23 protein-coding genes are annotated in these 24,255 nt (G+C 40.6%); 8 read left to right on the top strand and 15 right to left on the bottom strand.

Annotation, left to right across the window (positions count from 1 at the left end; translation table 11 throughout):
• Positions 1-471: 471 nt before the first annotated feature.
• Positions 472-1,074: a helix-turn-helix domain-containing protein gene (locus NOS7524_RS11180; protein WP_015138594.1), complete on the top strand. Its 603-nt coding sequence runs from the start codon at positions 472-474 to the stop codon at positions 1,072-1,074.
• Between the two features lie 58 nt (positions 1,075-1,132).
• Here NOS7524_RS11180 and NOS7524_RS11175 read toward each other — a convergent pair whose 3' ends face one another.
• Positions 1,133-2,101 carry a CHAD domain-containing protein gene (locus tag NOS7524_RS11175; RefSeq protein WP_015138593.1) on the bottom strand — a complete coding sequence of 323 codons (969 nt, stop codon included), beginning with the start codon at positions 2,099-2,101 and terminating at the stop codon, positions 1,133-1,135.
• A 427-nt stretch (positions 2,102-2,528) separates the two neighbouring features.
• Here NOS7524_RS11175 and NOS7524_RS11170 point away from each other — a divergent pair, with 427 nt between their 5' ends.
• A complete protein-coding gene (locus tag NOS7524_RS11170) occupies positions 2,529-3,596 on the top strand; it encodes a DUF3616 domain-containing protein (RefSeq protein WP_015138592.1) in 1,068 nt (355 codons plus the stop codon).
• On the opposite strand, the gene NOS7524_RS11165 is transcribed toward NOS7524_RS11170, so the two are convergent.
• Entirely contained in the window at positions 3,593-3,997 is a 405-nt protein-coding gene (locus NOS7524_RS11165) for an NIL domain-containing protein (RefSeq protein WP_015138591.1), read from the bottom strand. The two genes, NOS7524_RS11170 and NOS7524_RS11165, sit on opposite strands and share 4 nt — an antisense overlap.
• A gap of 89 nt (positions 3,998-4,086) precedes the next feature.
• A complete protein-coding gene (locus NOS7524_RS11160; RefSeq protein WP_015138590.1) occupies positions 4,087-4,446 on the bottom strand; it encodes a VOC family protein in 360 nt (119 codons plus the stop codon).
• Positions 4,447-4,709: 263 nt separating this feature from the next.
• Here NOS7524_RS11160 and NOS7524_RS11155 point away from each other — a divergent pair, with 263 nt between their 5' ends.
• Positions 4,710-5,144, top strand: coding sequence for a hypothetical protein (locus NOS7524_RS11155; RefSeq protein ID WP_015138589.1), 435 nt, complete (start codon positions 4,710-4,712; stop codon positions 5,142-5,144).
• Positions 5,145-5,215: 71 nt separating this feature from the next.
• Here the strand turns inward: NOS7524_RS11155 and NOS7524_RS11150 are convergent, their stop codons facing one another.
• The gene (locus tag NOS7524_RS11150) at positions 5,216-5,704 is read right to left on the bottom strand and encodes a DUF1392 family protein (protein WP_015138588.1); all 489 of its coding nucleotides are present in this window, start codon (positions 5,702-5,704) and stop codon (positions 5,216-5,218) included.
• A gap of 308 nt (positions 5,705-6,012) precedes the next feature.
• On the opposite strand from NOS7524_RS11150, the gene NOS7524_RS11145 reads away from it, so the two are divergent.
• Positions 6,013-6,213 carry a hypothetical protein gene (locus NOS7524_RS11145; protein WP_015138587.1) on the top strand — a complete coding sequence of 67 codons (201 nt, stop codon included), beginning with the start codon at positions 6,013-6,015 and terminating at the stop codon, positions 6,211-6,213.
• Positions 6,214-6,482: 269 nt separating this feature from the next.
• Here the strand turns inward: NOS7524_RS11145 and NOS7524_RS11140 are convergent, their stop codons facing one another.
• The 4 genes from NOS7524_RS11140 to petJ all read right to left on the bottom strand — a co-directional run bounded on the left by NOS7524_RS11140 (position 6,483) and on the right by petJ (position 9,798).
• The gene (locus tag NOS7524_RS11140; protein ID WP_015138586.1) at positions 6,483-7,445 is read right to left on the bottom strand and encodes a PrsW family glutamic-type intramembrane protease; all 963 of its coding nucleotides are present in this window, start codon (positions 7,443-7,445) and stop codon (positions 6,483-6,485) included.
• Entirely contained in the window at positions 7,438-8,358 is a 921-nt protein-coding gene (locus NOS7524_RS11135) for a class I SAM-dependent methyltransferase (protein ID WP_015138585.1), read from the bottom strand. Before NOS7524_RS11135 ends, NOS7524_RS11140 begins: the two co-directional genes overlap by 8 nt.
• Positions 8,359-8,421: 63 nt before the next feature.
• Positions 8,422-9,441 carry an aldo/keto reductase gene (locus tag NOS7524_RS11130; protein ID WP_015138584.1) on the bottom strand — a complete coding sequence of 340 codons (1,020 nt, stop codon included), beginning with the start codon at positions 9,439-9,441 and terminating at the stop codon, positions 8,422-8,424.
• Positions 9,442-9,465: 24 nt separating this feature from the next.
• Positions 9,466-9,798 (bottom strand): cytochrome c6 PetJ, encoded by a 333-nt coding sequence (petJ, locus tag NOS7524_RS11125; RefSeq protein ID WP_015138583.1) that lies wholly within the window; start codon positions 9,796-9,798, stop codon positions 9,466-9,468.
• A 522-nt stretch (positions 9,799-10,320) separates the two neighbouring features.
• Here petJ and NOS7524_RS11120 point away from each other — a divergent pair.
• Together NOS7524_RS11120 and argJ are read left to right on the top strand one after the other, a co-directional pair.
• Positions 10,321-11,115, top strand: a complete 795-nt coding sequence (locus NOS7524_RS11120) for a hypothetical protein (protein WP_015138582.1) — start codon at positions 10,321-10,323, stop codon at positions 11,113-11,115.
• Between the two features lie 792 nt (positions 11,116-11,907).
• Positions 11,908-13,149, top strand: a complete 1,242-nt coding sequence (argJ, locus tag NOS7524_RS11115; protein ID WP_015138581.1) for a bifunctional ornithine acetyltransferase/N-acetylglutamate synthase — start codon at positions 11,908-11,910, stop codon at positions 13,147-13,149.
• A 442-nt stretch (positions 13,150-13,591) separates the two neighbouring features.
• Here argJ and ligA read toward each other — a convergent pair whose 3' ends face one another.
• The gene (ligA, locus tag NOS7524_RS11110; RefSeq protein WP_015138580.1) at positions 13,592-15,628 is read right to left on the bottom strand and encodes an NAD-dependent DNA ligase LigA; all 2,037 of its coding nucleotides are present in this window, start codon (positions 15,626-15,628) and stop codon (positions 13,592-13,594) included.
• A 406-nt stretch (positions 15,629-16,034) separates the two neighbouring features.
• On the opposite strand from ligA, the gene NOS7524_RS11105 reads away from it, so the two are divergent.
• Positions 16,035-16,412: a KGG domain-containing protein gene (locus tag NOS7524_RS11105; protein WP_015138579.1), complete on the top strand. Its 378-nt coding sequence runs from the start codon at positions 16,035-16,037 to the stop codon at positions 16,410-16,412.
• Positions 16,413-16,751: 339 nt separating this feature from the next.
• On the opposite strand, the gene NOS7524_RS11100 is transcribed toward NOS7524_RS11105, so the two are convergent.
• The 3 genes from NOS7524_RS11100 to NOS7524_RS11090 form a co-directional block, all read right to left on the bottom strand.
• On the bottom strand, positions 16,752-17,084 hold the full coding sequence (locus tag NOS7524_RS11100; protein WP_015138578.1) for a hypothetical protein: 333 nt from the start codon (positions 17,082-17,084) through the stop codon (positions 16,752-16,754).
• Between the two features lie 107 nt (positions 17,085-17,191).
• Positions 17,192-18,235 (bottom strand): histidinol-phosphate transaminase, encoded by a 1,044-nt coding sequence (gene hisC, locus NOS7524_RS11095; protein ID WP_015138577.1) that lies wholly within the window; start codon positions 18,233-18,235, stop codon positions 17,192-17,194.
• A 166-nt stretch (positions 18,236-18,401) separates the two neighbouring features.
• Positions 18,402-18,770 (bottom strand): four-helix bundle copper-binding protein, encoded by a 369-nt coding sequence (locus NOS7524_RS11090; RefSeq protein WP_015138576.1) that lies wholly within the window; start codon positions 18,768-18,770, stop codon positions 18,402-18,404.
• A gap of 179 nt (positions 18,771-18,949) precedes the next feature.
• Here NOS7524_RS11090 and NOS7524_RS11085 point away from each other — a divergent pair, with 179 nt between their 5' ends.
• Entirely contained in the window at positions 18,950-19,789 is an 840-nt protein-coding gene (locus NOS7524_RS11085; RefSeq protein WP_015138575.1) for a DUF6920 family protein, read from the top strand.
• Positions 19,790-19,913: 124 nt separating this feature from the next.
• Here the strand turns inward: NOS7524_RS11085 and nifV are convergent, their stop codons facing one another.
• The 3 genes from nifV to NOS7524_RS11070 all read right to left on the bottom strand — a co-directional run bounded on the left by nifV (position 19,914) and on the right by NOS7524_RS11070 (position 24,215).
• On the bottom strand, positions 19,914-21,044 hold the full coding sequence (gene nifV / locus NOS7524_RS11080) for a homocitrate synthase (protein WP_015138574.1): 1,131 nt from the start codon (positions 21,042-21,044) through the stop codon (positions 19,914-19,916).
• Between the two features lie 430 nt (positions 21,045-21,474).
• Entirely contained in the window at positions 21,475-21,948 is a 474-nt protein-coding gene (locus tag NOS7524_RS11075; RefSeq protein ID WP_041555698.1) for a phosphate-starvation-inducible PsiE family protein, read from the bottom strand.
• Between the two features lie 341 nt (positions 21,949-22,289).
• Positions 22,290-24,215: a heavy metal translocating P-type ATPase gene (locus tag NOS7524_RS11070; RefSeq protein WP_015138572.1), complete on the bottom strand. Its 1,926-nt coding sequence runs from the start codon at positions 24,213-24,215 to the stop codon at positions 22,290-22,292.
• Between the last annotated feature and the right edge of the window lie 40 nt (positions 24,216-24,255).

Below are 24,255 nucleotides of genomic sequence, written 5' to 3'. Positions count from 1 at the left end.
TAAAATATTAGCGGAGAATTACGCAATCTTACCAGTATAAATATGATAAAATAGGCATACTTAATGGCTCTATTTTTCATAGATTCATTAATTCTCAGGTTTACTGCAAAATACTTGGGTTTGCAAAGTAACAAGCATTTATCCTTTTATTAGTTTAATCTTTTGGTATAAACCATGAGTTATAGGGTCAACAAATAAGCTGAATCATAAATAATGCTTAAGATAGAACAAAATCAAAATTGCAAAGAATTACTTTACTAAGTATTAATATCTGGGACAAAATTATCTTAACAAAAATTAAAAACAACAGTGTAACATAGTAAAACTAGCTTTTTAAAGTTTTTTCTGGATTTAAATGCAATTTTAAATAGCTTGGTTGTTTCGGAAAATAAATTTAGGTGATTTTTAAGTATTAGAATATAGTTTCTCATATATATCAATTCTTTTAATCAACAAAAACTTACAACAAGTATGTCACACAATACTAATCAATTTCAAAATTCTGAAAACTCAGAATCTAATATCGGTAAATGTTTAACGCCTTTTCAAAGGAAATCACTGCTGAAGAAATTACAAACAGATTTGCAACCAAAATATCGCCGACGTATTGAAATTATGCTACTGGCAGATCAGGGCAAATCTCAAACCGAAATTTGTAAAACTTTAGGTTGTTCCTATCATATGGCACGATACTGGATTGGTCTAGCAAAAGCTGGTTTAGCCCATCAATGGCAGGAGCAACCAGTAGGTAGGCCAAAGAGTGTTAATGAGCAATATCTTAAATGTTTGAAAGATTTGGTAAGCCATAGTCCGCGTGAGTATGGCTATCCGTTTCAAAGCTGGACTGCACAATGGTTAAGCAAACATTTAGCAAGAGAAATGGGTATCGAAATTACTGAACGCCATATCAGCCGTCTACTCAAACAAATGGGGCTATCTACTAAACCAAGAAATCATATCTCTAAACAAGAAACTGATGATCAACACAATTGTGAAATTACAATTACTGATTTGCAATCGCCCTGTGATTCTCATTTCTTCTGGACTCTCAATTTAATGAATAATAAACATTAATTGTGTTTTAAATGTGGTACATTATGCTTATGCTAAGTATAAGTTAAGTATCTAATATTCAATTAGGATGCAGGATTGTGAGATGAAAATTATGCCGATTTTCTGCTTGTAAATAACGTTCCTGTAATGGTTGCCACTCTTGCCACCATTGGACACGATTGGCAGATAATAAACTAGCTAATGTTGGTAGTTTAGTTTGAATTTCTGACTTGAATACATTTGTCAGCCACTCACCCATAACCATACTATCTTGAATATTGCCCAAAATGTCTTGAATACTTTTGATATCTGCAATGTAAGCTGCGTAAGACTCACCATATAACTCAGTAAATAGTTCCATTTGGTAACGCATACGCTTTGCCTGTTTTCGCAAATCGTGAATGCTTTCGCCTTGAGTTGTCAATTGTTGTTCTATCTCTTCTGCTTTGGAGTCGGTGTTGATTTTGACTTCTGCATCAACAACATGAGTACCTACTAATAATCCTGGATGTAGCAAGAAACTACTCACTTCAGGTAAGAGTAAATCCGGTAGTACCTGCTGAATTTGTAGAGATGCTAGAGGTTGATAACTGGGTTTTTCTAACCACTCTTCTAAAGTTTGTTTTAAAGATTTATAATCATCATTTTTTAATGTTGTCAGGGTTTTAGCTAGTGCCTCTTCACGCTGTTTAGCTAAAGCATCAAAAGCTTTTTGCAGGGATTTCTGCTCTTTAGGAGGTAAATTTGGTTGATAGAGGGTTTCTAAATTTTGCTTTAATACGTCAAAATCGCGGAGATTACCAAGGCGACGAGCAATTTTACCTATATTTTTATCATTAGCTGGCTTAGGTAAATTTAGTAGAATATCAAACCTGCTAATAGCTGTGCGTAGACGACGCATTCCGACGCGCATTTGGTGTAATGCTTCTGGATCTTCATCTTTCTTAACAGGTTTTTCCCACTTTAAAATTTTATTAAAATGCTTTTTAATAGCCTGATAAGCGTATTCTTCTAGAGTTTTTACTGCGGGTTCTGTAGCTAAATCCATAGATATTAGTAATTACTTACGTAGGTTATTGCATAATAACATTAGTTGAAAAATCCATCTATCGTTTGAAATTTATTTTTTATATTATTCCTAATGATTAAGAATCAATATCAATATAGATAGTTGTTTACCTGAGAAATATAAGCAATTGCTGTAACACATATAGTAATCCGCTTTGATTTATAAAATTATCTGCATAGGCAGGCAATAGGCAATAGGCAATAGGCAATAGGCAATAGGAAAGGAGAGAGTAGAGGTGTACTGAGTTTCTTATGCGCCAGCGCAGGCTACGCCAACAAAAATTACATAGAAATTTTATATCAAAAAAATATTAGTTATTTAAGTTATGTTTAGGTATTTTTTGTATCGAGCTTAAATAATTACAATAAGAGAATTAATATCGTGTTTATTAAAGCGGCTAGGAAACATGGTAAATTTCCATTTAATCAATCAATGTACTCTGAGATTTAGCGATAGTTTTAAAACGCACAGAGAAGACATTTCCGCAGTCATACTAACTCAACAACAGTATTTATGGTTGGGTTCAGATGAAACTTCAACAATTGAGAGTTTGTCTGTCTTGGATAGTAAAAATTTTAACAATCACCAACAATTTCGGGTAGCAGAATTTATTGATTTACCAGCACCGGAAGATGAAGAAATTGATATTGAAGGTTTAGCTTATGATGATTATTATTTATGGCTAGTTGGTTCTCATAGCTATAAGCGTAAACAACCTAAATCTGATAAAAATGGTGAGCAGAATATTGCCAGATTAGCTAAAATTGAATCAGAGAAAAACCGCTATATTTTAGCTAGAATTCCCTTGGTGGATGGACAATTAATTAAGTCTTGTCCACATCCGCAAAACCAAAGTAAGCAGTTAAGTTCTGCAAAATTAAAGTTAACGAAAGATAACAACGTACTAATGGCGGCTTTAGCTGAAGATCCACATTTAGGTTGTTTTGTAAAAGCAGGAATTCCTGGAAAAGATAACGGTTTAGATATCGAAGGTTTAGCTGTTGCTCAAGGGAGAGTTTTTTTAGGTTTGCGTGGACCAGTATTGCGGGGTTGGGCAATAATTTTAGAACTTGAACTAGAAAATTATGAACTAGGGTTATTGACACTAAATAAAATAGATGTAGAAACAAGAGGGTACAAAAAGCATTTTACTTGGTTGAATGGTTTAGGTATTAGAGACTTATGTTGGGATGGGAAAGACTTGTTAATTTTGGCTGGACCAACTATGGATTTAGATGGGGTAGTGCAAGTTTATCGTTTAAAAAACGGTGTGAATTTACCAGAAAATACTCTCCATACTCCAGAGTTGGTGCAAGAAATTCCTCATGGCGATCGCGATGATCGTGCTGAAGGAATGACTTTATTTCATGATATCTCTGGAGTACCTTCATTATTGGTAGTTTATGACTCTCCAGCAGAGAATCGGCTAGTGGGTGACGATAGTGTGATTGCGGATGTTTTCCAGTTGAGTTAAAGGTTAGTTGAGATTGCCTGTACTGGACAGGTAGGAATACACTGCTCACAGACAATACAACGCGATCGCGTAAATGTCAGTTTATAGGTTTCTGGGTGGAGAGTGAGAGCTTCTGTAGGACAAACCCCAGTACACAAGCCACAGTGAACACACACGTCTTCATCAATAATAATTTCCCCCAAGCTGAGGGAAACATTAATATGTCGCGATCGCATCCACTCAATAGCTGCATCTAACTGATCAATATCTCCTGATAGTTCTACCACCAGTTTACCGATTTGATTAGGAGCAACTTGAGCGCGGATAATGTTAGCGGCAACATTAAACTCTTTAGCCAGCACGTAAGTCACCGGCATTTGTATGGCACGCTTGGGAAAGGTGAGGGTAACTCGTTTTTTCACAGATTTATGCAGAGGCTTTTATCTTAATGATAGTTAAGACTGGGAATTGGGGATATTTCTTATACCAATTTTAGATTTTAGATTTTGAATCAAGGGAATTCAATATATTCAATAATTGTGCCATCAGGATGCAACGCTCGCATATTGATACCTGTGGTTACTGGCTTCAGTTCTGCTAAAATGACTGCTCCCTGCTGGGTGAGTATCTCCCGAAAATCATGGAGTGAATCAACTAGGAATGTGGCTTGGGTGTTCTTCAATGGATAGAGTGTCTCGGCTGAACCGGCAATTAAAAGTATAGAACCTACAGCAGCGAGTTCCAAACCAGTTTCGGAATATTCAAACCATAGCCAACATTTTTCTGCAAATAGGTTTTCATAGAAGGCGATCGCATCATCTAATTCTGCTGGACTAACATAAACTCTGATAAGCACTTTGAGAATTTGCATTGCAACCTTGCTGTTAGCTAGCTGTCGGTAAAACAACTCGGAAAAACGAAGGTTGTTTCATGTAGCTTATCAGAATTAACAAGGTTTCCTAATACAAGACCAATTATTAACTGCCCAAAATTATAATTTTTAGTCACAAACTGTCTTCTGTTGTCTTGATCAGGTATTTACTAGGAATTTCCTCAACTTTTATAGCTGAATTGATAATTAAAATTTTGGACATAACTTGGTACACTCATCTCCTAATAGCTTGGGAGTTATTTATGAAACACTTAATTCTGTCTGTAGTGATTTACCTTTCGGTTTTTAACATTTCTGTAGTAAACGCTAACCAGACTGCAAACAGTGCTAAAATTTCCAACAATAGTAATGATTCTGTGAATATTGCTGGATTTTTTAACGATATCCTTCAGGGTATTACAGATTTGAATAATACAATCCGGGGTGTGCGGAGTACCATCAACGAAGTCAATCGGCTTCAAGATGAGCTAGATGGTAAAAATACGGAAAATTCTCCTAATAATTTATCCAATCCTCCAATTTTAGCGCCTCAACAGCCTCAATATCAGCAATCTCCAACGGAGAATCAACAGTTAACCCCACAACAAAATACAGAGTTCCCAACAAATCAACAGCCTCAATATCAGCAGTTTCCACCTGTTAATCCAGCACCAGCAATCACCAGTCCAAATCCTTAACGTTCCAGATGTAAATCACAATCCCTTCGGTAAACATCAAGCACGATAATTCCCGGAGGGATCATACTAATTCACACCTTCACCAAGTCGTAGTCAGTCACCCATGCCAAGCGATCGCTCAAGCAAGAATGACTACAATTAAGTTTTACATTGCTAGAGGTAAAGGTATCTTCAATACTGGGTGATTTCCATTCGATGACATAAAACCATGATTGGTTCATTAGCTGCATACCAAGGACTGTACGCAGTTGTGGACTATCACCAGCAAAGCGAAACTTAACTAACTCCCCCAATCTAAAAACAGGTTTTTCGCGAGTCACAAGGTGTAGCCGACCAGTACCGGTGATTTCGCTACTTGATGTATATATAATCTTTTTACCAACAGCGATCGCATAATTCCATTCATCTTGTTCCCACTGCATCCCGCAACAGTAGGCAAAAATATTAGTCTTCATTAGATAAACTCTTTCCAATAATCCAAATATCGGCATGGGGATTTTTTGACCCCAAGGAGGAGAAATATACCAACAGCTTTCTAAGGTGTTGATGTGGTCAAACATTTCTTTGAATACCTCTGTTTTGCTGGTAAAAGTTCATGTTTACTATCTGTATTCCCAGGACTAACTATTTAATTAATTCAGTAATTTAAAAATACCTAAATGACTAACCAATAGAATGAGAGGAATCAGAAGAGATTGATGTAGTTTTCAGCAATAAAGTGCGAAAGCACCCCTACCGCCCTGCACCCCTGCTTTTCACTGTCTACATATTTGATGAAGAATTGTATTACTGAGATCACAGATACTTCTCTATCTTCATATACTGGATTGTATTCCCATCGTTGCCATTAGCACTAGGAGGTGCCAAAATGGTTCATACTTACGAGGTGTTAGTTGATATCAAAGAATTTGCCGATACAACTAACAGTACCTATCAATGCGGAACTTCACGATACGAAATTAGCGCAGAATCAATCCAAACAGCTGATTATATAGCTCGGAGTCAAGCTAGAAGTGAGCATCCCAAAGGGACAGAATATGATGTGAGGGTTACAAGGCTGCTGAGTTAACACTCTCCTAATTGTAAAAATTTTGCAACCTTAACATTGGGCTGGATAGCAGTATTTACTCAAGGTAAAGTTAAGATTAACTTTATGGGCCTGTTTGTAGAATGCTACTCCTCTAATAAATTAGTAATGAGTAGTGAGTAATGAGTAATGAGTAGTGAGCATTGGTAATACCTATTAATTATTACTCATTACTTCAAAATTAAAGCCAAGCACTTTTCAAACAACTTCTTATTAGCGATCGCTTACTTTCGCAACATACAGCAAAGATATCAACGACGGCTAGCTGAATATCTTAAATACCAATAAATTAACCACGCTAAAATCCCAAAAACCAAATTTAGGGATAATCGACTAACTGTAAACAACAGAATATCAGGATAAAATATCTGTGATAACCTCAAAGGGCTGAGAATTCTAGCTAACAGAAATAAACCAAAAATGGCGTTACCACCTAGCATGAGCGCAAATAATATTAAACCCCTTTGCCAGTATCGATGCTGAAATGTCCGACCAGATATTAAATTAATAGTGGGTTTGCCTTCTACCCTCTTAAATAACTGTTCCATCCGCCAAAACATCCATAGCAGTAAGGGAAATAAACCATAACTGAGATACTGTAGAGGTGGTGAGTAACGCCAAGCACTAGAAAGCACATTTACCAAAGCGTGGAAAATCACAGAATTTATCCAAGCCTGAAAAATCAAATTTTTGTAGCGATGTAATCGCACATAAGCAGAAAAATATAGTCCCAAAGCATAGCCCCAAGGTGCAGAGAACATTGCATGGACTGGTGTACCAATAGTACGATCAAGAATGGATGCAGTACCGTGGAATAGATAAATCCAGTTTTCTTCGGCTGTAAATCCAACAGATGCAGCTATGGTAAACAAGAAAATACTGCTGGCGCGTAGGCGATGCTGACGTTGAAAGTAGTAGGTGGGTACAACGACTGCTACTAACTTGCAACCTTCTTCAATGGGGCCAATTTCTACCAGTTGTCTGAAGGCAATGCCAAGGAGCGATCGCTGAATACGCTCCCAGTCTACAATCCAATTAGCAATAGTTTCAAAAGCTATTTGTAAGCCGAGGGCAACAAAACCAGATACTGCCCCAACCACAAATAACAACAACAAGTGTGTTACAGGCGGGGCAACAGTAGCACGATAATAGTAATATCCCAAAAATACCAGTGTGGGGATTGTTGCCCACAGAACTAAATCCAAATCAGCCACTCACCTGAGCAATTACAGTCCGGTGACGGGGGCTATTGGGGGTGATGGTTGGTGTTTGAAAACCAGCCTCTACCAAAGCTTGCTGAATATCCAAAGCAAAATATTGATCCAAATACGGTTCTGTACTTTTGAGCAATGTCAAAATGTAGGGTGGCATTTTCTTGTAAGCTTCTGATTGGGGATTCATATCCATAATCGCAATGTAACCACCCGGACGCAATACCCGCCGCACCTCAGCAAAAATTTGGCGGGTGGCTGACTGGGGTAATTCGTGACATACCAAGAAAATCGAGACTAAATCAACACTAGCGTCTGGTAAGCCAGTGGATTCAGCTGCGGCATGAATCCAATTGATATTTGCTTGACGCTGTTGGGCGCGATAGTTGGCGACGGCTAAGAAATAGGGAGACAAATCTAAGCCTGTGACTTTGGCTTGGGGATAGAGTGCTTGCAGTGCAAATGTACTTAACCCCACACTACATCCCAAGTCTAGGATGTCTTGCGGTGCATGGGGAATTTGTGCTTTGACAATATCGTGGTAACTTTGACGCAGTTTCGGATCACCTTGCGCTTCTGCATCCTGCCAAATCTTAGCATGGACGGCATAAGCAGCAGGTTCTACTTCAAAAGCAGCTTGCCAACTGAGGTTCCCTTCTTCGTAGGCATGGAAGGAGGTGAGGTAATAGTTTGGGTAAGAAAGTTGGGGATTTTGGATTTGAGCTAAGTCTGGTTTCCAATCACGCGCCTGTAGGGTTTTAACTTCTTGCGTCCAAGGTACACCAATTTTTTCAGCCCGTTTAATCATCATTTGACGAGCTTGATGCTTGGCTAGGTTAGCTAAGGGTTTGATGGCTAATATGCCATTCACCAAGCGGGAAGCTATGCTAGGAGCAGTGTTTACAGCAGCAGTCATAAATTCAGTTTGGAATTAACAGCCTAATTGTACTTATGACATACTCACCGGATGCCAGTCTAGTTAGCGTCGATATTCATCCCCACAATCGCCAATGAGCTGATACAAGTTCTGTGACTGACGAGATATGATGTCTATGCGATCGCTATCTTCTGGATCTAAATTCCAACTAAATACTTTGGCATTATCTTCTATATGTTCAGCTATACCCAGTCTGGCACCAACAATTACACCACCCACGGCTGGCTTGTCTAAGATATAACGTACTGCGACGTTAGCAATACTTATCCCATGCTTCTCAGCGATTTGCTTCAAGGTAGATAGCAGCTCTTGAAATAATAGCCAACCCCCCCAAGCATCAATCATATTTTTATATTTGCGTAAGCTGACTGTAGTTAAATCAAAGCCTCTGGGTTCTGGTTTACCCAAATATTTTTCTGAGAGGAAACCACCGCAAAGTGAACCATAAGTCAAAAGTTTAATATCATGCTGTTGACAAAACTTCAGCATATTCACTTCTGGACGACGATCAACTAAAGAAAATTGCACTTGATTAGATACAATTTTAATTCCAGCTTCGGTAATAATTTGCAGGTGTTCTGTATCAAAGTTGGTCAAAGCTAAATGTTTAATTTTGCCCTCTGTTTGTAGTTCTGCCATATATTTGAGGGCATCTAAATAATTTTTATCTTGATATTCCCACCAGTGAAATTGCATCAAATCTAGAGATTCTACAGCCATTCTTTGGCGAGAAATATCAATATTTTCTTCAACCAGTTTTTTGGTCATTTTCCCAGGACGAGGCACCCATTTTGTGAAGGCTTGTACTTGAGATAAAGCCTCTTGTCCACGGTTAGCAGCCAATTGACGACGAAATTCGCCAATAAAATCTTCTGCTGGGCCATAATGATCTGCTAAATCCCAAGTAGTAAAGCCTGCATCAACATATTTGAACATACTTTCAATGGCAGCTTTGGCATTAATTCGTCCGTGTGCGCCGGATACTTGCCACATTCCATTTAATATCCGACAAACGTTTAAATCAGAGGTTAATTGCAATCGACTTGCTGCTGGTAATATCATTTTCTGCTATTTTAGAACTTTAAATTATTTCCAGTTAGTTTCTGCTTGTGTGAGAACATAAGCAGCTACATCTTGAATTTCTTGCTCAGTCAGACGGTCTTTATAAGCTGACATATTACTTTTACCATTGGTGACAATCGATGTAATTGCTTCTATGGAATCCATACCATATTTTTTAAGTGCTTTCTGATGTAAGTTTTTGCCTCGTCTGATGATGTTACCACCATTAATATGACATCCAGCACAGTGAATATCAAAAATTTTGACACCGTTAGCTATATCTGCTGCATTTGCAGGCAAAGATAAAGTAGTGGTTGTCAACAATATGATCAATAAGAATGCCAATAATTTTGTCACGGAAATTTCACCTATTAATTAGCCTTGATATCAACCGATAATTATCTTCTCATAAATAGGCATCTCCAGAAATTAAATATGGGTTTTTCTGAAACCTTGTAGAGACGTTCCGTGGGGTAGGAATTCTCGTCTCTACATTCTTTTTCACCAGATGTCTAATAGGCACTCTTGCAATAGGCAAGAAGGGGGTAGATGTGTAATGAGTATTTTATGTGTCCGCGCAGGCTACGCCAACACAAATCAAATAGGAATCCTATCTATAAATTAGAGACTTCCAGATAAAAAATATCTAAGATGTAGGGAGCATCAGTATGAAGAATTTCTTGGCACAGCTAGGTTTTCTCGCACTGACGCACCCTACCAACTGTCAATTTGGAATAATTAATTTTTTGGTGTTACCTGATCTCTTACCAAAGGTTCTATCTCCAGACAGTGCCTGAGTTCAAAAGCCCACGTCATAATGGCCGTATAAAACCATGTCTAAGAATTTTATCCAAATTAGCTAAATAATCAGAGTTAAATATGGCTAACAATATCAAAGAGCGAATTCAATCTGATCTGCAACAAGCAAAATCAACTGGACAGTTAAGAACTGAACGCATCCGTGAGATTGTAAAATCAGCAGTTGCTCAATTATCTTCAGAAGTTAAGGAAGGTTCTAGCGAATTGCGTACCATTGTCAAAGATGCGGTTGCAGCCGTAATTGATAACTTACAAGATAAAGGTACGGAATTGAAAGAAGAAGTCACAGCATCAATAGAAGGGGCGATAGAAGGAGTTAATACTAAACGACACGAAGCTATCGTTAAAACACAGTCAGAATTGGAAAGATTACAAGCTCAAATAGATAGTGAAGAAGAAAAAATTCAGCAAGATGTGGATGGGATCTTAGCAGAGATTGAAGAAACTGGTAAAGAAAAAACTACTAACGTTCAAAGTGCGATCGCATCCGCTATTGATACTATCAAGAATAGTGAAGAACTAGGACTATTAAAGAAACGTTACGCTCAGTTACAAGCACAATTAGCCATTGTTCGCGCTAACTTAGCTGCACGCTACGGCGGACGTTCTGATGAGGTGCAGCATTATCTTGATGATGCCAAAAACTGGTACAATCAAGCTCGTCCCCAAGCTGAGGCTTTAGCAACTCAGGTAGAGCAGAAGCGATCGCAACTAGAAGATAAACTAGGCGAAGCTGGAACAGTTGTTGCTCAAAAAGAGCGTCAAATTAAACAAATTCTCAGAGATTTACTACTCGCAACAGCTGATTTGTTTAAAGATAAAGAACCTGCTGATCGAGAAGTTTCTCATAAATAGTCTCGTGTCTCTGTGGTAATGAGTAATGAGTAATGAGTAATGAGTAAGAAATTTACTTATTACTCACTACTGATTACTTTTTTCAATTAGTTGCTGTATCTTTGGCTGTAACTCAGTAACAGTATTTTTTCAGTCATTTTTTCACAATATATTTACCAAAAATACAGAAAAGGACAGTTAAATTAGACACTAGAAAAGGTATTCTATGTATAGTAGATGCACCCTAATGAATGGGAGGGCTACCTTAGTTGCTCTCCTTATTTCTTGCCTAAAATCATACTGATATCATAGATTTCATCAAGTTTGTCCCAACATCAAAGACAGGAACGTTACTTAATATACATTTTAATAATGTATTGTTTTTTACATTATTGAGTAATGATTTTAGAAAAAGTAAAATTGTAGGTTTGGTAATTAAAGTTACTTAAAATCAAAGGATTTGTCTTAGTTCAGTATCCTACGTGAAAGCTCTTAACAATATTTATACAAATAAATAAATAATGGGTGTTACTCCTCATGGCAAAAATGCTATACTGTGCTAAGTAGATGCACCCTGATGATCTGGAGAGCTGCCCAAGTGGCTCTCCTTTTTTCATGGAGGGGGGATGGAGGGGATGAGGGGGATGGGGGAGATTTAGCTTGCTTCTCTTACGATGGCGTAAGCCTACCCGTAGGGTGAGAGATGGGGGAGATGGGGGAATTAACTATTGCCTACTAACTAATGATTAATGACTATTAACTAATTGGTATAATCGCCAGTCAAGCTGCTAATTAGTAGTAAAGGTAAAAGACATGGCAGACTGGCAGGAAATTACTGGTGGGGTGACGGCTCCTAAAGGGTATCGGGCGGCTGGTATTACGGCAGGACTAAAACCTTCGGGATTGCCCGATTTAGCTTTGATAGTATCAGATGTAGAGGCGATCGCGGCTGGTGTATTCACCACCAGTCAAGTGAAAGCGGCCTGTGTAGATTATTGTCGCCAACGCTTGCAGGCTAAACATGGTGCGCGGGCAATTCTCTGCAACGCCGGACAAGCTAACGCTGCTACAGGTAGTCAAGGCGTACATGATGCCCAAGAAAGTGCGGAATTATTAGCTCAAGAGTTAAATATTTCTCCCGATGCTATTCTCTTGGCTTCTACTGGGGTAATTGGTCAACGGATTAAAATGGATGCACTGCGGAGTGGTATTCCCAAACTGGTAGCAGCACTTTCTCCCACAGGTTCCGATGCCGCAGCCGGGGCAATTATCACTACAGATTTAATCACCAAATCTATAGCCCTAGAAACTACTATCGGCGAACGCCCAGTCCGCATTGGTGGGATTGCCAAAGGTTCGGGGATGATTCATCCCAATATGGCCACGATGCTGGCATTTGTGACTTGTGATGCGGCTGTGTTACCTCATCTATGGCAAGAGATGTTAACTAGGGCAGCTGATAGAAGCTTCAATTCTATTACTGTTGATGGTGATACAAGTACCAACGATAGTTTAATCGCCCTAGCCAATGGCGAATCCCGCACCCCAGCGATTACCGAGATGGGTACAGAAGCCGAAAAATTAGAGGCCATGTTAACAGCAGTATGCCAGCATTTAGCCAAAGCGATCGCTCGTGATGGTGAAGGTGCAACCTGTCTCATGGAAGTGCAAGTCACAGGAACCCATGACGAAGCATCAGCTAGACAAATCGCCAAAACCATTGCCGGTTCATCCTTAGTTAAATCTGCAATCTTTGGTAGAGATCCCAACTGGGGACGCATCGCCGCCGCCGCCGGACGTGCAGGTGTACTCTTTGAACAAGACAACCTGCAAATTAAACTAGGGGATTTCCTACTTTTAGACAACGGTCAACCCCAACCCTTTGACCGCGCCGCCGCTAGTGCATATTTAAAGCAAGCCGCCGCCGGTGCTTATCTCCAAGAGGATACAGTTTTAATTTCTGTTAATGTCGGCAATGGTCACGGTAGTGGTAAAGCTTGGGGTTGCGACTTAAGTTATGACTACGTGAAAATTAACGCTGAATACACTACTTAGGGATTGGGGACTGGGAACGTTTTCCCCTTTTTAAGAGGGGTGAGGGCAGGGTGGTTTCATACAACCAGAGAAAAAAATAAACCTAACTTTCAAAGCTTCTCCCCCCGTGGGGGAGAGGTACCCTACGGGTTCGCGGTAGCGTTCCGAAGGAAAGCAAGCTATGGACAGGGGTCAAAATTTCTGCTATAAAACGAAAAATCAAGACTTATAGATTTTTCTTTTTTCGTATGAAACCACCCCCCTTTTGAAGCTATCCATTATAAACATCTTTCTTAACAAGAAAATTGATAAAAGTAAGTATTTAGGACTTACGCATGAGGGTAAAGTTGATAATGAATGGCGGTATAGAGGACTTGTCACTCGTGCGGTGCTAAAATCTGTTCACAACTAGCTTCAGGCGAACAAAGAGCTAAGTAAGTCAGCCACAACAAAGATTTTATCTCTAATTAGCCAACATTTCTAATAACTGCGCCTCTGTTAACTGTGCAATTCCCAAAGCTTGGGCTTTTGTTAATTTAGAACCTGCATCTTCACCCACAACCAAATAATCGGTTTTTTTACTCACGGAATCAGTGACTTTTCCACCAGCTTGTTGAATTAAAGTTTTAGCTTCATCACGCTTTAAAGTGGGCAAGGTTCCTGTGACGACAAAAGTCTTACCCGCTAGGTTGACATTAGCATTATCAATAGTTGGTGTTTCTTCGGTGTTTGCAAATTGTAACTCTGCTGCTTGTAAACGCTCTATTAAAATTTGATTGGCATCTATGCGAAACCATTGATAAACAGACTGGGCAATTTCTGCACCTATGCCATAAATACCCTCAATATCTGATTGCTTGGCTGTTGCTAACTGTTCTACATGGCGATACTTTTCACTTAATAATTGAGCGTTGACGCTGCCGACATGACGGATGCCTAAACCGTATAATACCCTTGACCAAGGCTGATTTTTCGATTGGGCGATCGCTTCGATTAATTTCTCGGCTGATTTCTGCCCCATTCTTTCCAATGCAAATAATTGCTCTGTTGTCAAGTCATATAAATCCGCAACGGAATGCACCAACCCTTTATCCACCAATTGATGGACTAATTTTTCTCCCACACCTTTAATATCTAAAGCATCCCGGCTTACCCAATGTTCAATCGAACCTTTGAGGATGGCAGCACAGGAAGCATTGACACAGCGAGTTACCGCTTCCCCTGTTTCCCGTACCACAGGCTGTCCACAGACTGGGCAGTGGGTAGGCATAACAAAGGGTTCGGTATGATCTGGGCGCAGTTCTTTCAGTACCCGCACAACTTCCGGGATGATTTCCCCAGCCTTGCGGACAATCACAGTATCACCGATGCGGATGTCTAATTGGGCGATGCGATCGCTATTATGTAAGGTAGCTCGTGATACTGTAGTTCCCGCTAATTCCACGGGACGCATTTCTGCCAACGGCGTTAAAGCTCCTGTGCGTCCCACATTCACGGCAATATTTTCTACACGGGTGGGCGCTTCTTCGGCGGGATACTTCAGCGCCACAGCCCACCGGGGGAACTTCTGGGTAAAACCTAACTGTTCTTGCAACTTATAGGAATTTAATTTGACCACCACCCCATCAGTCATGTAGGGTAAGTTGAGTCTTTCTGTATCCCAGTATTTATAATAGTCTGCAACTTCAGCGAGAGAATGACAAAGCTGATGCTGGGAGTTCACCCGAAACCCCAACTTTTGCAACAATTCCAAAGCTTCCCATTGGGTATTGGCAATACTCGCGTCATCCATCCCCGGAATGTGCAGGGTGTAGGCGAAAAAATCTAACCGTCGTCGCGCCACAATGCGAGAGTCTAATTGTCTCAGTGTCCCGGCTGCGGCGTTACGAGGATTGGCAAATAATTGTTCTCCCGCTTTTTGTCTGCGTTCATTGATGTATTGAAACACTTCCAGAGGTAAGAAAGCCTCTCCCCGTACCTCTATTCTTTCGATATTTTCTAAGCCATCAAAATTTAACCGTAAGGGAATGGAGCGAATTGTCCGCACATTTTGGGTGATATCTTCCCCCATTTCCCCATCTCCCCTAGTTGCACCCCTAATGAGAATGCCATTTTGGTAAGTTAATGCCAAAGCCGAACCATCAATTTTCAGTTCTGTAACGTATTCGGCTGAGTCTGTTGGTGGTAATTGTCTGCGCCAACGTTGATCCCATGCTTGCAATTCTTCAAGATTAAAGGCATTCTCTAGACTATACAGGGGTATATTGTGCCGCACAGAGGTAAAGTGTGTAGCTGGTTTTTCCCCGACACGCTGAGTAGGGCTGTCTGGTGTTACCAATTCTGGATATTGAGTTTCCAGTTGTTGCAGTTCTCGATACAGTTGGTCATAAACTGCATCTTCCATGATGGGTGCATCTAAGACATAATAAGCATAACTAGCTTGTTGTAACAGTTGGCGCAGTTCTGCGATGCGCTTGACTTCTGGTTGAATCTGTATCATGTGTCTGAATCGCAAAATACCTAACGGATAACAGGTAGAAAAATTTATCAAAGAAAGGCAGAGGGCAGTAGCCTGCGGCAAGCCGTCAGGCTAGGCAGAAGGGATTTATTATGATAAAACCTGCTACTCCCAGGCTTGTTGTTGGCTGATTACCCTAAAATGATAGTCTCTAGAATCAGAATTTAAAAACAATTATCGCAAGTAACGAAAACAAGCCTACAGATTTCAGAGCAGAAGACTCAATTAATTTATATATCTAAAGGTGTGGATTATACTGCCATGATTCCGACTAATGGCTAATGAATATCAGGTCTTTGCTTGGCTACATTCAGAACGTAACCAGTAAAAATTTTCACTGGCTAAAAAACCAGCCCACAACTCCACATAGTTAATTGGGAGTAAGATTATGTCAGATACAAGCAAACGCGGTTTCGCTTCTATGGATGAAGACAAGCAGCGCGAGATTGCTAGCAAAGGTGGCCATGCTGCTCACGAAAAGGGAACTGCCCACGAATTCACCCCTGAAGAAGCGCGTGAAGCTGGGCGCAAAGGTGGCGAAACTGTAAGTCAAGACAGAGAACACATGGCTGAAATCGGCCGTGAAGGTGGTAAACATTCTCACGGTGGTGGACGCAAGAAGGAAAATAGGGAAGAAACAGAAGAAACGACAGAAACAGAAGATATCGAAGATAGTAGTGAAGAAACCAAAACTCGTGGTGGTACACGGGAGCAACACGCCGAAGCAGGACGGCAAAGCCATAAAAATAAAAACAAGAATAAATAAGTTCTTGTTTATGGCAGGTGACAGAGGATAGGTGACAGGTGACAGGTGACAGAGGATAGGTGACAGGTGACAGGGGACAGGTGACAGGTGACAGACTTCTCATATCTTGCACCTAACCAATATTCCGCCTCGGAATCAATGGAGAGTATCATAGCCTAAGTCCGCTAAAACGGACGGAAAGATTTTTCTAGTCAGATTTATCTGACTGGAGCTATGCACCCCAGAAATTTATTTCTTGGCGGGATGAAAATCTGGTGCAAGATATCAATGCTAGTGTAACGGGTGTATGATTGCTTGATGTCCTGCTCCCAATCCCCAGTCCCCAATCCCCAATACCGCCTATTTCTCCTGTTTGGCAACATCTTCAAAGTCTGCGATCGCACAGGCAAATTCTCGAAAGGCTATTTTAATCAGATCCTCTTTCATGCCTCTATCTAAAGCTGAATCACGGATGATATCTGCTAACTCTACAAATAATAGAGAAATCATAAACCTATCCTGGCGATCTATTTGCTTGATACAGGACAAAATAAACTCATACAGCTCGGTTTTTCTGGGTTTAGTTTGTTCTTCCCACGTTTGTAAACCTAGGCGGAAGGTTTTTAAGCGTATCTCACTGGTGTTGTAGTTGGTGTCTTTATAGCGAACTGATACGCGTTGGGGCATCTGCATAAGTTGAGCATATAGATTCACTGTAAATTTATTATTCAGTTTTATTTGAAGTGATCCGGATGAATTTCAACGCAGAAAATCATAGAGGTACGCGGAGTTTTTGTCTATCAGATATTGGTAAGTGCTGTTAGTAATGTTTGATTTTGTTGTTCAGTGCCAATGGTAATTCGTAATTTATCGTCTAATCCTGGTTGCTTAAAGTAACGGATGAGTATTTGTTGGGCTTTGAGTTGTTGATAGAGATATTCGGCATTATTTTGGGGAGGCTGGACTAGCAGGAAGTTGGCTTGGGAATCCCAGACGCGGAAACCTAATTTTTTTAGGTCTTGTGTTAGTTGATTTCTTGAGGCTTTAATCTTAGCAACACAACTATTTTTATAAGCTTGATCGATGATAGCAGATGCACCAATTATACAGGCGATCGCATCAATGTTATAGCTGTCTTTGACTTTAAATAAACCTGATAATAACTGTGGATTTGCTATACCAAACCCTAGTCTTAATCCTGCTAAGGAATAACCTTTAGATAGAGTTCTAATAATAATTACGTTGTCATATTCTTGCACTAAATCTAAAGCGGTTTCGTCAGCAAAATCTACGTATGCTTCATCAATTACTAAAACTCCTGTTAATTGATTAGCTAATTTTCTTAAGTCATCATTGGGTACAACGTGTCCAGATGGACTATTAGGTGATGCAATAAAGGTGACAGCCCCATCTGCCTCTATCAATGCTTGTAGTGGCAAACTATAGTCTTCTGGGTAAGGAATCTCAATAATTTCCGCAGCTTGCATTTCTGTTAATGTGCGATATAACACATAGGTTGGCATGGGATAAACTATCTTTCCCCCCGGTTCTGCACAAGCACGAATCACTATGCTTAACAGTTCGTCGCTACCATTACCAACGATGATCCAGTCACTGGGAACGCCCAAAACTTGACTGACAGCTTGCCGAAATTGTCCCCCATACGGTTCTGGATAGCGTCGCAACCATTCACCATCAATATTTTGCAATGCTGCTAGTGCCGCAGGGGAGGGAGGGTAGGGATTTTCGTTGCTGTTGAGTTTGATAACTTGTGTACCCCGTGGTGGTTGCTCACCAGGAACGTAGCTAGCCATTGCATCAACATTGGTGCGGAAGTAAGACATAAACGGTTCCAAAGCCCAGGATATTTAACATACCAGATCAGGGTTGTTTTGGCTTGAAAGCTCTTCCTTTCTGCACCTATGCCAATATGGGTGAAACAAATGACAACCGCAAGAAAATTACCCTTTCCCCCTACAAAAACCTTAAACTAAGCGGACTCTATTTCAGTTACGCCCTTGCCATTGCCATTTGCCGACAAGACTCAGCGCAACGGCGACACATATCAGCGCAAGCTTTCATCTGAGCATCATCTCCAAAGCGATCGCAGTTTTGAGCGCAGCGATCGCACACTTCGGCACAAATAGCACAGGTACGAGTATGTAAGTCAGATGTCCGCAGCATAAAGTTAGCACTGGTTTCACAAATTTCAGCGCAATCGAATAGTAATTGGATATGAGCAGCCTCTGTGTGACGATTACCCTTTTGTAGACAGTATGTGATTGTATTCAGACAGATACTGTGACAGTCCAAGCAGTTTTGAATACAATTCTGCAATTCTTGGTTAATTTGATTCAAAGTTAGTTCTTGTATAGCCATGATTACAACCTTTCCAATGTTTAGGTTTACCAGCAGCAATACTGCTTGCCTTACCTTAAATATCTCTAGGTATAGTTACCTCTACCTAACGTTATGGAAAGTGATAGCGGCGGCTTCCTCACGCTTTCCTCATGTTGATTTTCGTAAGATGATTCATCATGCTTTCAGAGGATTTTGTGATGAAGGCAAATATTCTTATTGGCATCGTCATCTTGTTACTAATCGGTGTTGTATTTCTCGTCATCCGGCGAATTAGAACTAGCCAGGAAGTAAGAAAGATTTGGCGATTGTGCGCTACACAGCACTCTGCATCTACACAGCAATACTTTACAGAAGAGATGATTGCTGGTTTACCTGCTCCTACACAGCGTTATTTTTTACACGCGATCGCACCCGGAACTCTCCTCCCTACTTCTGTCACTTTGGATATGCAGGGGCAATTTAGGCTAGGAAAGGATAAACCCTGGCTAGCAATGCAAGCCCAAGAAATCCTGACATCACAGGGTTTTGTCTGGCTGGCTAATATCGGGCGGGGACTATTGCAAGGCGGTGACTATTACATCAATGGTTTGGGAGGAGTGCAATTTTCCTTGTGGGGATTGTTGCCTGTGGCTAATATCCATAATCAAGATACTGCCCGCGCCAGCATTGGCAGACTGGCGTGTGAATTTCTCTGGTTGCCATCGGCTTTGTTACCCCAGCATGGTGTGGAATGGGCAGCGATCGCTAACAATACAATTCAAGCCAGTCTAAAGATTGATGATCAACCCGTTACCCTGACTCTAGTCATTGATGCAGATGGCAAACTCTTAGAGATTTCTTTACCCCGTTGGAGCAATTATACTGAGGATGGTACTTGGGCATACATTCCTTTTGGCGGCAAATGCCAAGCAGAAAAGACGTTTGGCGGTTTAACTATTCCTTATCAAGTCAATGTTGGCTGGTGGTTTGGTAAAGATAATTACTTTGACTTCTTCCAAGCCACAATCCAACAAGTTGAGTTTGATCATAGGCAATAGGCAATAGGCAATAGGCAACAGGCAATAGGCAATAGGCAATAGGCAACAGGCAATAGGCAACAGGCAACAGGCAACAGGCAAATAGGCAATAGTTATTTTCTTCGTCGTCTTCCCAATCCCCAATTCAACTAGCACAAGAATGCTGCTGTGCTTGTACTAAATATAAAAGTTCTTGTGTGGTGAGGCTGCGTTTTTTCTGTACTGACTCTTGTCTGACTGCTTCTAAAATCGATTGGGTTTCTTCTTGGTTGAGAGTAATGCCGTGTTGCTGCAATACGCTAGATAATAAATGCCTACCAGAATGCTTACCTATCACTAAATTTCTTTCTCTCCCCACTTCTTCGGGTGCAAACGGTTCATAAGTATGGGGATTTTTCATTACGCCATGAGCATGAATACCCGATTCATGAGCAAAGGTATTTTCTCCTACAATGGCTTTCCACGGTGGTAAACCATAACCTGATGCGGATGCTACCAACCGAGAGATTTCTAATAACCGCTTTGTGTCTAGCTTTAAATCATAATGATATAAGTGTTTGAGAGCCATCACAACCTCTTCTAAGGCGGCATTGCCAGCTCTTTCGCCTAAGCCGTTGACTGTGGTATTAACTGATAAAGCACCCGCTTTGATACCAGCGAGAGCGTTGGCTGTTGCCATGCCAAAATCATTGTGAGTGTGCATTTCTACGGGAATGGCTAAAGCTGTCACCAGTTGTTTGACTTTGGCGTAGGTGGTGAAGGGTTCGAGAATACCTACTGTGTCACAAAAGCGAAATCTTGATGCGCCCCATTCTTGTGCCGACAGCACTACATCCAGCAAGAAGTTGTCTTCGGCTCTAGAAGCATCTTCTCCACCTACGGAGACGAAAAGCCCCATATCTACGGCAAAACTCATACTATCTTTGAGTTTTTGTAGCACTACTTGCCATTGTCCTTGAAATTTGGCGGCAATTTGGATGCTAGACACAGGTATTGATATATGTACTCGCTGTAAGCCACAAGCAATGGAAGCTTGAATATCAGATATAACGGCTCGATTCCAACCCAAGAGTTTAGCTTGTAAACCTAACTCACAGATAGCGGCGATCGCGTTTTGTTCAGCTTTCCCCATTGCTGCAATGCCAACTTCGATTTCATCAACGCCAATGGTATCTAGAAATGTAGCGATCGCTATTTTCTCCTCTAGGTTAAAAGCAACACCAGCCGCCTGTTCCCCATCCCGTAAGGTAGTATCATTAATCACAACCTGATTCATTTAGCACCCCTTAATCAGAATCCCATTTTTATCTAGGGTATAACGAGTTATCAATATAGCCTAAATAAGAATTACATGGATTTGTAAAAAATAATTTTAGAGGATGTTTTAAAAGTCCTCTTGTTGGTAGCACAACATTTTATATCCCCCTAAATCCCCCCTTCGGCAAGCTCAGGGCATCGCTTCAAAAGAGTGCCTTTAAGAGGTTTACCCCCCTTTTTAAGGGGGGCTAGGGGGGATCAATAAGTACCGGAAATCACAGCCAACCACTTGTCAAACAACCTCTTACAATTCCAAATCTACTGTTTATAGATAATATAAATTTAAATTTTTTGCATTAATAGTAATACCATGAATAATTCACTATACCTTACATAATCATACCTAAATTAAATTGGGTATTTACTCATACAGTCGAGTTGTTCGAGAGTCATTCCAAATCTTCCGATAATGTTTCTGCGGGCATAATTCTGACGTGTTCAAAAAAGCGAGATATCCAAGGCACAACGACTAAAATACCTGTCAAAACTACTAAAAATATAGAGATGCCAAAAATCTGATCACGGGGAATTTCTAAGACTCCCCGAATAATTACCTCCCGTAACGCTGAAACTATAGTAATTTCGGCTGCTGCACCTACTGATATCTTTTGTGTTTGTAAATAGTCAATTAACAAGCGAAATAATTCTACCAGAATCAAAATAAACAGAATATCAGAAGTGACTTCCCGTAAGTCTAATGGGTTTAAAAAAGACAAAAACATATCAACAAGGCGGATCAACATCACACAGAACAAACCAACACATAGCGAAATAATAATAATGTCTTGAAAAACTTCGAGATTACTGACAATACTATCTCGATTGAACCAAGTATTTAATTGGGTGATGATCCGTTTTGGCATATCGTCTCGCAAGGATAATAATTTCTTACGTTCCATGATAGACAATAAGAAAAATAAAAACCATTTTAATTTTGTGACTTATTCTTGATTTTTTAACAATCAAATTTGATCAATAATTACAATTTAATAACTGTATTTAATTTAACTTTTCATAGGAAGATTTATTTAAAAATTGGGGACTGGGGAGAATGAGTAATAAGTAATGAGTAATGAGTAATGAGTAATGAGTAATGAGTAAATACCCATTACTCATTACTTAAACAAGGAAAGGATTAGGCATGAATTTTCAACCCCTGAAAAAGTCAGCCTAGAGCAGAGGGGAAAATCCAATGCCCCATGCCCTATTTCAACAATCTCAATCCACTTAAAGTTACCAATACGGTAGAACCTTCATGTCCAATCACACCGATGGGTAGGTTAATGTTACCTAGAAAGTTACCAACTAACAGCAGAGCAATAAACCCTAGGGCAATAACTATATTTTGTTTAACTACACTGTGCGATCGCTTACCCAATTGCATCGCCGTAGCAATTTTTTCCAGTCTGTCTGCCATTAATACTATATCTGCGGTTTCCAAAGCAACATCGCTACCTACTGCCCCCATAGCAATCCCTACGGATGCTTGAGCTAACGCTGGTGCATCATTAATGCCATCTCCTACCATTGCTACTGTTTGATACTTTTTCTGTAAACTCCGAATCACATCTAATTTATCTTCAGGTAGTAGTTCGGCATATACCAAGTCAATCCCCACAGCTTGGGCGACACTCTCGGCGGTGCGCTGATTATCCCCAGTAATCATGACGATTTCTTCTACTCCCACCTCTCGCAACCGGGCAATAGTTGTAGCTGCTTCCGGGCGCAACATATCTGCGATCGCAATCATACCCGTGATTTCATATTCTTCTTTCCTGCTTCCTGCTTGTGCTACCCAAACTACAGTGTTACCCTCCTGTTGCCAATGTTGTGCTTTTGCTAATAACTCCTCTGACATTTGAGTTACATACTGCTGCACAAAAGCCATATTCCCGACAATTACCCCTTGGTTATTAGCTGTACCAATGATTCCCTGCCCTGGTATAGCTTGTACCTCAACTGCACGTACCCATGTCAAGTTACTAGCAGCTTGCACAATTGCCTCTCCAATGGGGTGTTCTGAGGATGATTCTAAAGCTGCGGCTGCTTTCAAGACATCATCAAGGGAGTAATTACCAGTAGCTATCACCTGAGATACTTGCAATTGTCCTGTGGTGAGAGTACCAGTTTTATCAAAGGCGATCGCTCTGACTTTACCAATCTTCTCTAACTGTGCGCCATTCTTAAATAAAATCCCCTGTCTAGCACCATTCGCAATCCCCGAAAGTAATGTGGGCATAATCGCCGCCATCAACGCACAGGGAGAAGCCACCACCAAAAAAGTCAAAGCCCGGTAAATAGTGGTTTCCCACTCCCAACCCCACAAAAATGGCGGTAAAGTTGCTAGCAACACCCCAGCTATGACAATGACTCGCGCATATCCCCTTTCAAAGCGTTCAATAAACTCCTGAGAAGGAGGTGCTTCTGTTTGGGCTTGTTCTACTAACCGAATCACACGCTGAATCAAACTGCTGGCGGCTGGTTTGTGAACTTTGAGCTGCAATGCACCATAACCATTGATTGTTCCAGCAAATACTTCATCACCTATAGTCTTTTCTACAGGTAGAGATTCACCAGTAATTGCAGCTTGATTGATAGTGCTGTAACCAGAAACAATCATGCCATCGGTAGGAATTAATTCACCCGGCTTAACAACTATTTCATCCCCTACTTTGAGATGGCTGATAGGAACAGTTGCTTCCTCTCCCTGGTGTAACACCCTAGCTGTATCTGGTGTCAAACTCATCAAACTGCGGATACTCTTCTCAGTTCGCTGCATGGCATAACCTTCCAGTGCGCCACTGATAGCAAAGATGAGAATCAAAATTGCCCCATCAATAATTAAGTAGTATTCTCTACGCCATAAACCCAAAGCCGCCGCACCCACAGCCGCCACAATCATCAGTAAATCTACATCCAGTTCTTTTTCTTTAATTAAGGTAGTCAGCCCTTCACGGGCGCTTTCATAACCACCGATGACATAAGCAGCAGGTAACAGCAGTAGTGCTAAACCCAACCAACCAAGATGCAATGTCAACCATCCCAGAAATAACAGCACCCCGCAAAGTAAGGCGGCTAAAGTATCTGGGTGTTCTTTGGTAAATTGGCTAAAACGCTTTGGGTAGAGCATAACAGTTGCATAATTACGACTACTCTCACGCTAAACCTTG

This window comes from Nostoc sp. PCC 7524 (genome assembly GCF_000316645.1).
GTDB lineage: Bacteria > Cyanobacteriota > Cyanobacteriia > Cyanobacteriales > Nostocaceae > Trichormus.
The sequence above is the reverse complement of the archived record's forward strand: the minus strand, read 5'-3'. Positions and strand labels throughout refer to the sequence as shown.

Excerpts from the sequence above, each read along its gene's own strand:
- NOS7524_RS11180 (WP_015138594.1), top strand. The coding sequence starts at position 472 with ATGTCACACAATACTAATCAATTTCAAAATTCTGAAAACTCAGAATCT.
- NOS7524_RS11175 (WP_015138593.1), bottom strand. The coding sequence starts at position 2,101 with ATGGATTTAGCTACAGAACCCGCAGTAAAAACTCTAGAAGAATACGCT.
- NOS7524_RS11170 (WP_015138592.1), top strand. The coding sequence starts at position 2,529 with ATGGTAAATTTCCATTTAATCAATCAATGTACTCTGAGATTTAGCGAT.
- NOS7524_RS11160 (WP_015138590.1), bottom strand. The coding sequence starts at position 4,446 with ATGCAAATTCTCAAAGTGCTTATCAGAGTTTATGTTAGTCCAGCAGAA.
- NOS7524_RS11155 (WP_015138589.1), top strand. The coding sequence starts at position 4,710 with ATGAAACACTTAATTCTGTCTGTAGTGATTTACCTTTCGGTTTTTAAC.
- NOS7524_RS11150 (WP_015138588.1), bottom strand. The coding sequence starts at position 5,704 with ATGTTTGACCACATCAACACCTTAGAAAGCTGTTGGTATATTTCTCCT.
- NOS7524_RS11145 (WP_015138587.1), top strand. The coding sequence starts at position 6,013 with ATGGTTCATACTTACGAGGTGTTAGTTGATATCAAAGAATTTGCCGAT.
- NOS7524_RS11135 (WP_015138585.1), bottom strand. The coding sequence starts at position 8,358 with ATGACTGCTGCTGTAAACACTGCTCCTAGCATAGCTTCCCGCTTGGTG.
- NOS7524_RS11130 (WP_015138584.1), bottom strand. The coding sequence starts at position 9,441 with ATGATATTACCAGCAGCAAGTCGATTGCAATTAACCTCTGATTTAAAC.
- NOS7524_RS11120 (WP_015138582.1), top strand. The coding sequence starts at position 10,321 with ATGGCTAACAATATCAAAGAGCGAATTCAATCTGATCTGCAACAAGCA.
- argJ (WP_015138581.1), top strand. The coding sequence starts at position 11,908 with ATGGCAGACTGGCAGGAAATTACTGGTGGGGTGACGGCTCCTAAAGGG.
- ligA (WP_015138580.1), bottom strand. The coding sequence starts at position 15,628 with ATGATACAGATTCAACCAGAAGTCAAGCGCATCGCAGAACTGCGCCAA.
- NOS7524_RS11105 (WP_015138579.1), top strand. The coding sequence starts at position 16,035 with ATGTCAGATACAAGCAAACGCGGTTTCGCTTCTATGGATGAAGACAAG.
- NOS7524_RS11100 (WP_015138578.1), bottom strand. The coding sequence starts at position 17,084 with ATGCAGATGCCCCAACGCGTATCAGTTCGCTATAAAGACACCAACTAC.
- hisC (WP_015138577.1), bottom strand. The coding sequence starts at position 18,235 with ATGTCTTACTTCCGCACCAATGTTGATGCAATGGCTAGCTACGTTCCT.
- NOS7524_RS11090 (WP_015138576.1), bottom strand. The coding sequence starts at position 18,770 with ATGGCTATACAAGAACTAACTTTGAATCAAATTAACCAAGAATTGCAG.
- NOS7524_RS11085 (WP_015138575.1), top strand. The coding sequence starts at position 18,950 with ATGAAGGCAAATATTCTTATTGGCATCGTCATCTTGTTACTAATCGGT.
- nifV (WP_015138574.1), bottom strand. The coding sequence starts at position 21,044 with ATGAATCAGGTTGTGATTAATGATACTACCTTACGGGATGGGGAACAG.
- NOS7524_RS11075 (WP_041555698.1), bottom strand. The coding sequence starts at position 21,948 with ATGCCAAAACGGATCATCACCCAATTAAATACTTGGTTCAATCGAGAT.
- NOS7524_RS11070 (WP_015138572.1), bottom strand. The coding sequence starts at position 24,215 with ATGCTCTACCCAAAGCGTTTTAGCCAATTTACCAAAGAACACCCAGAT.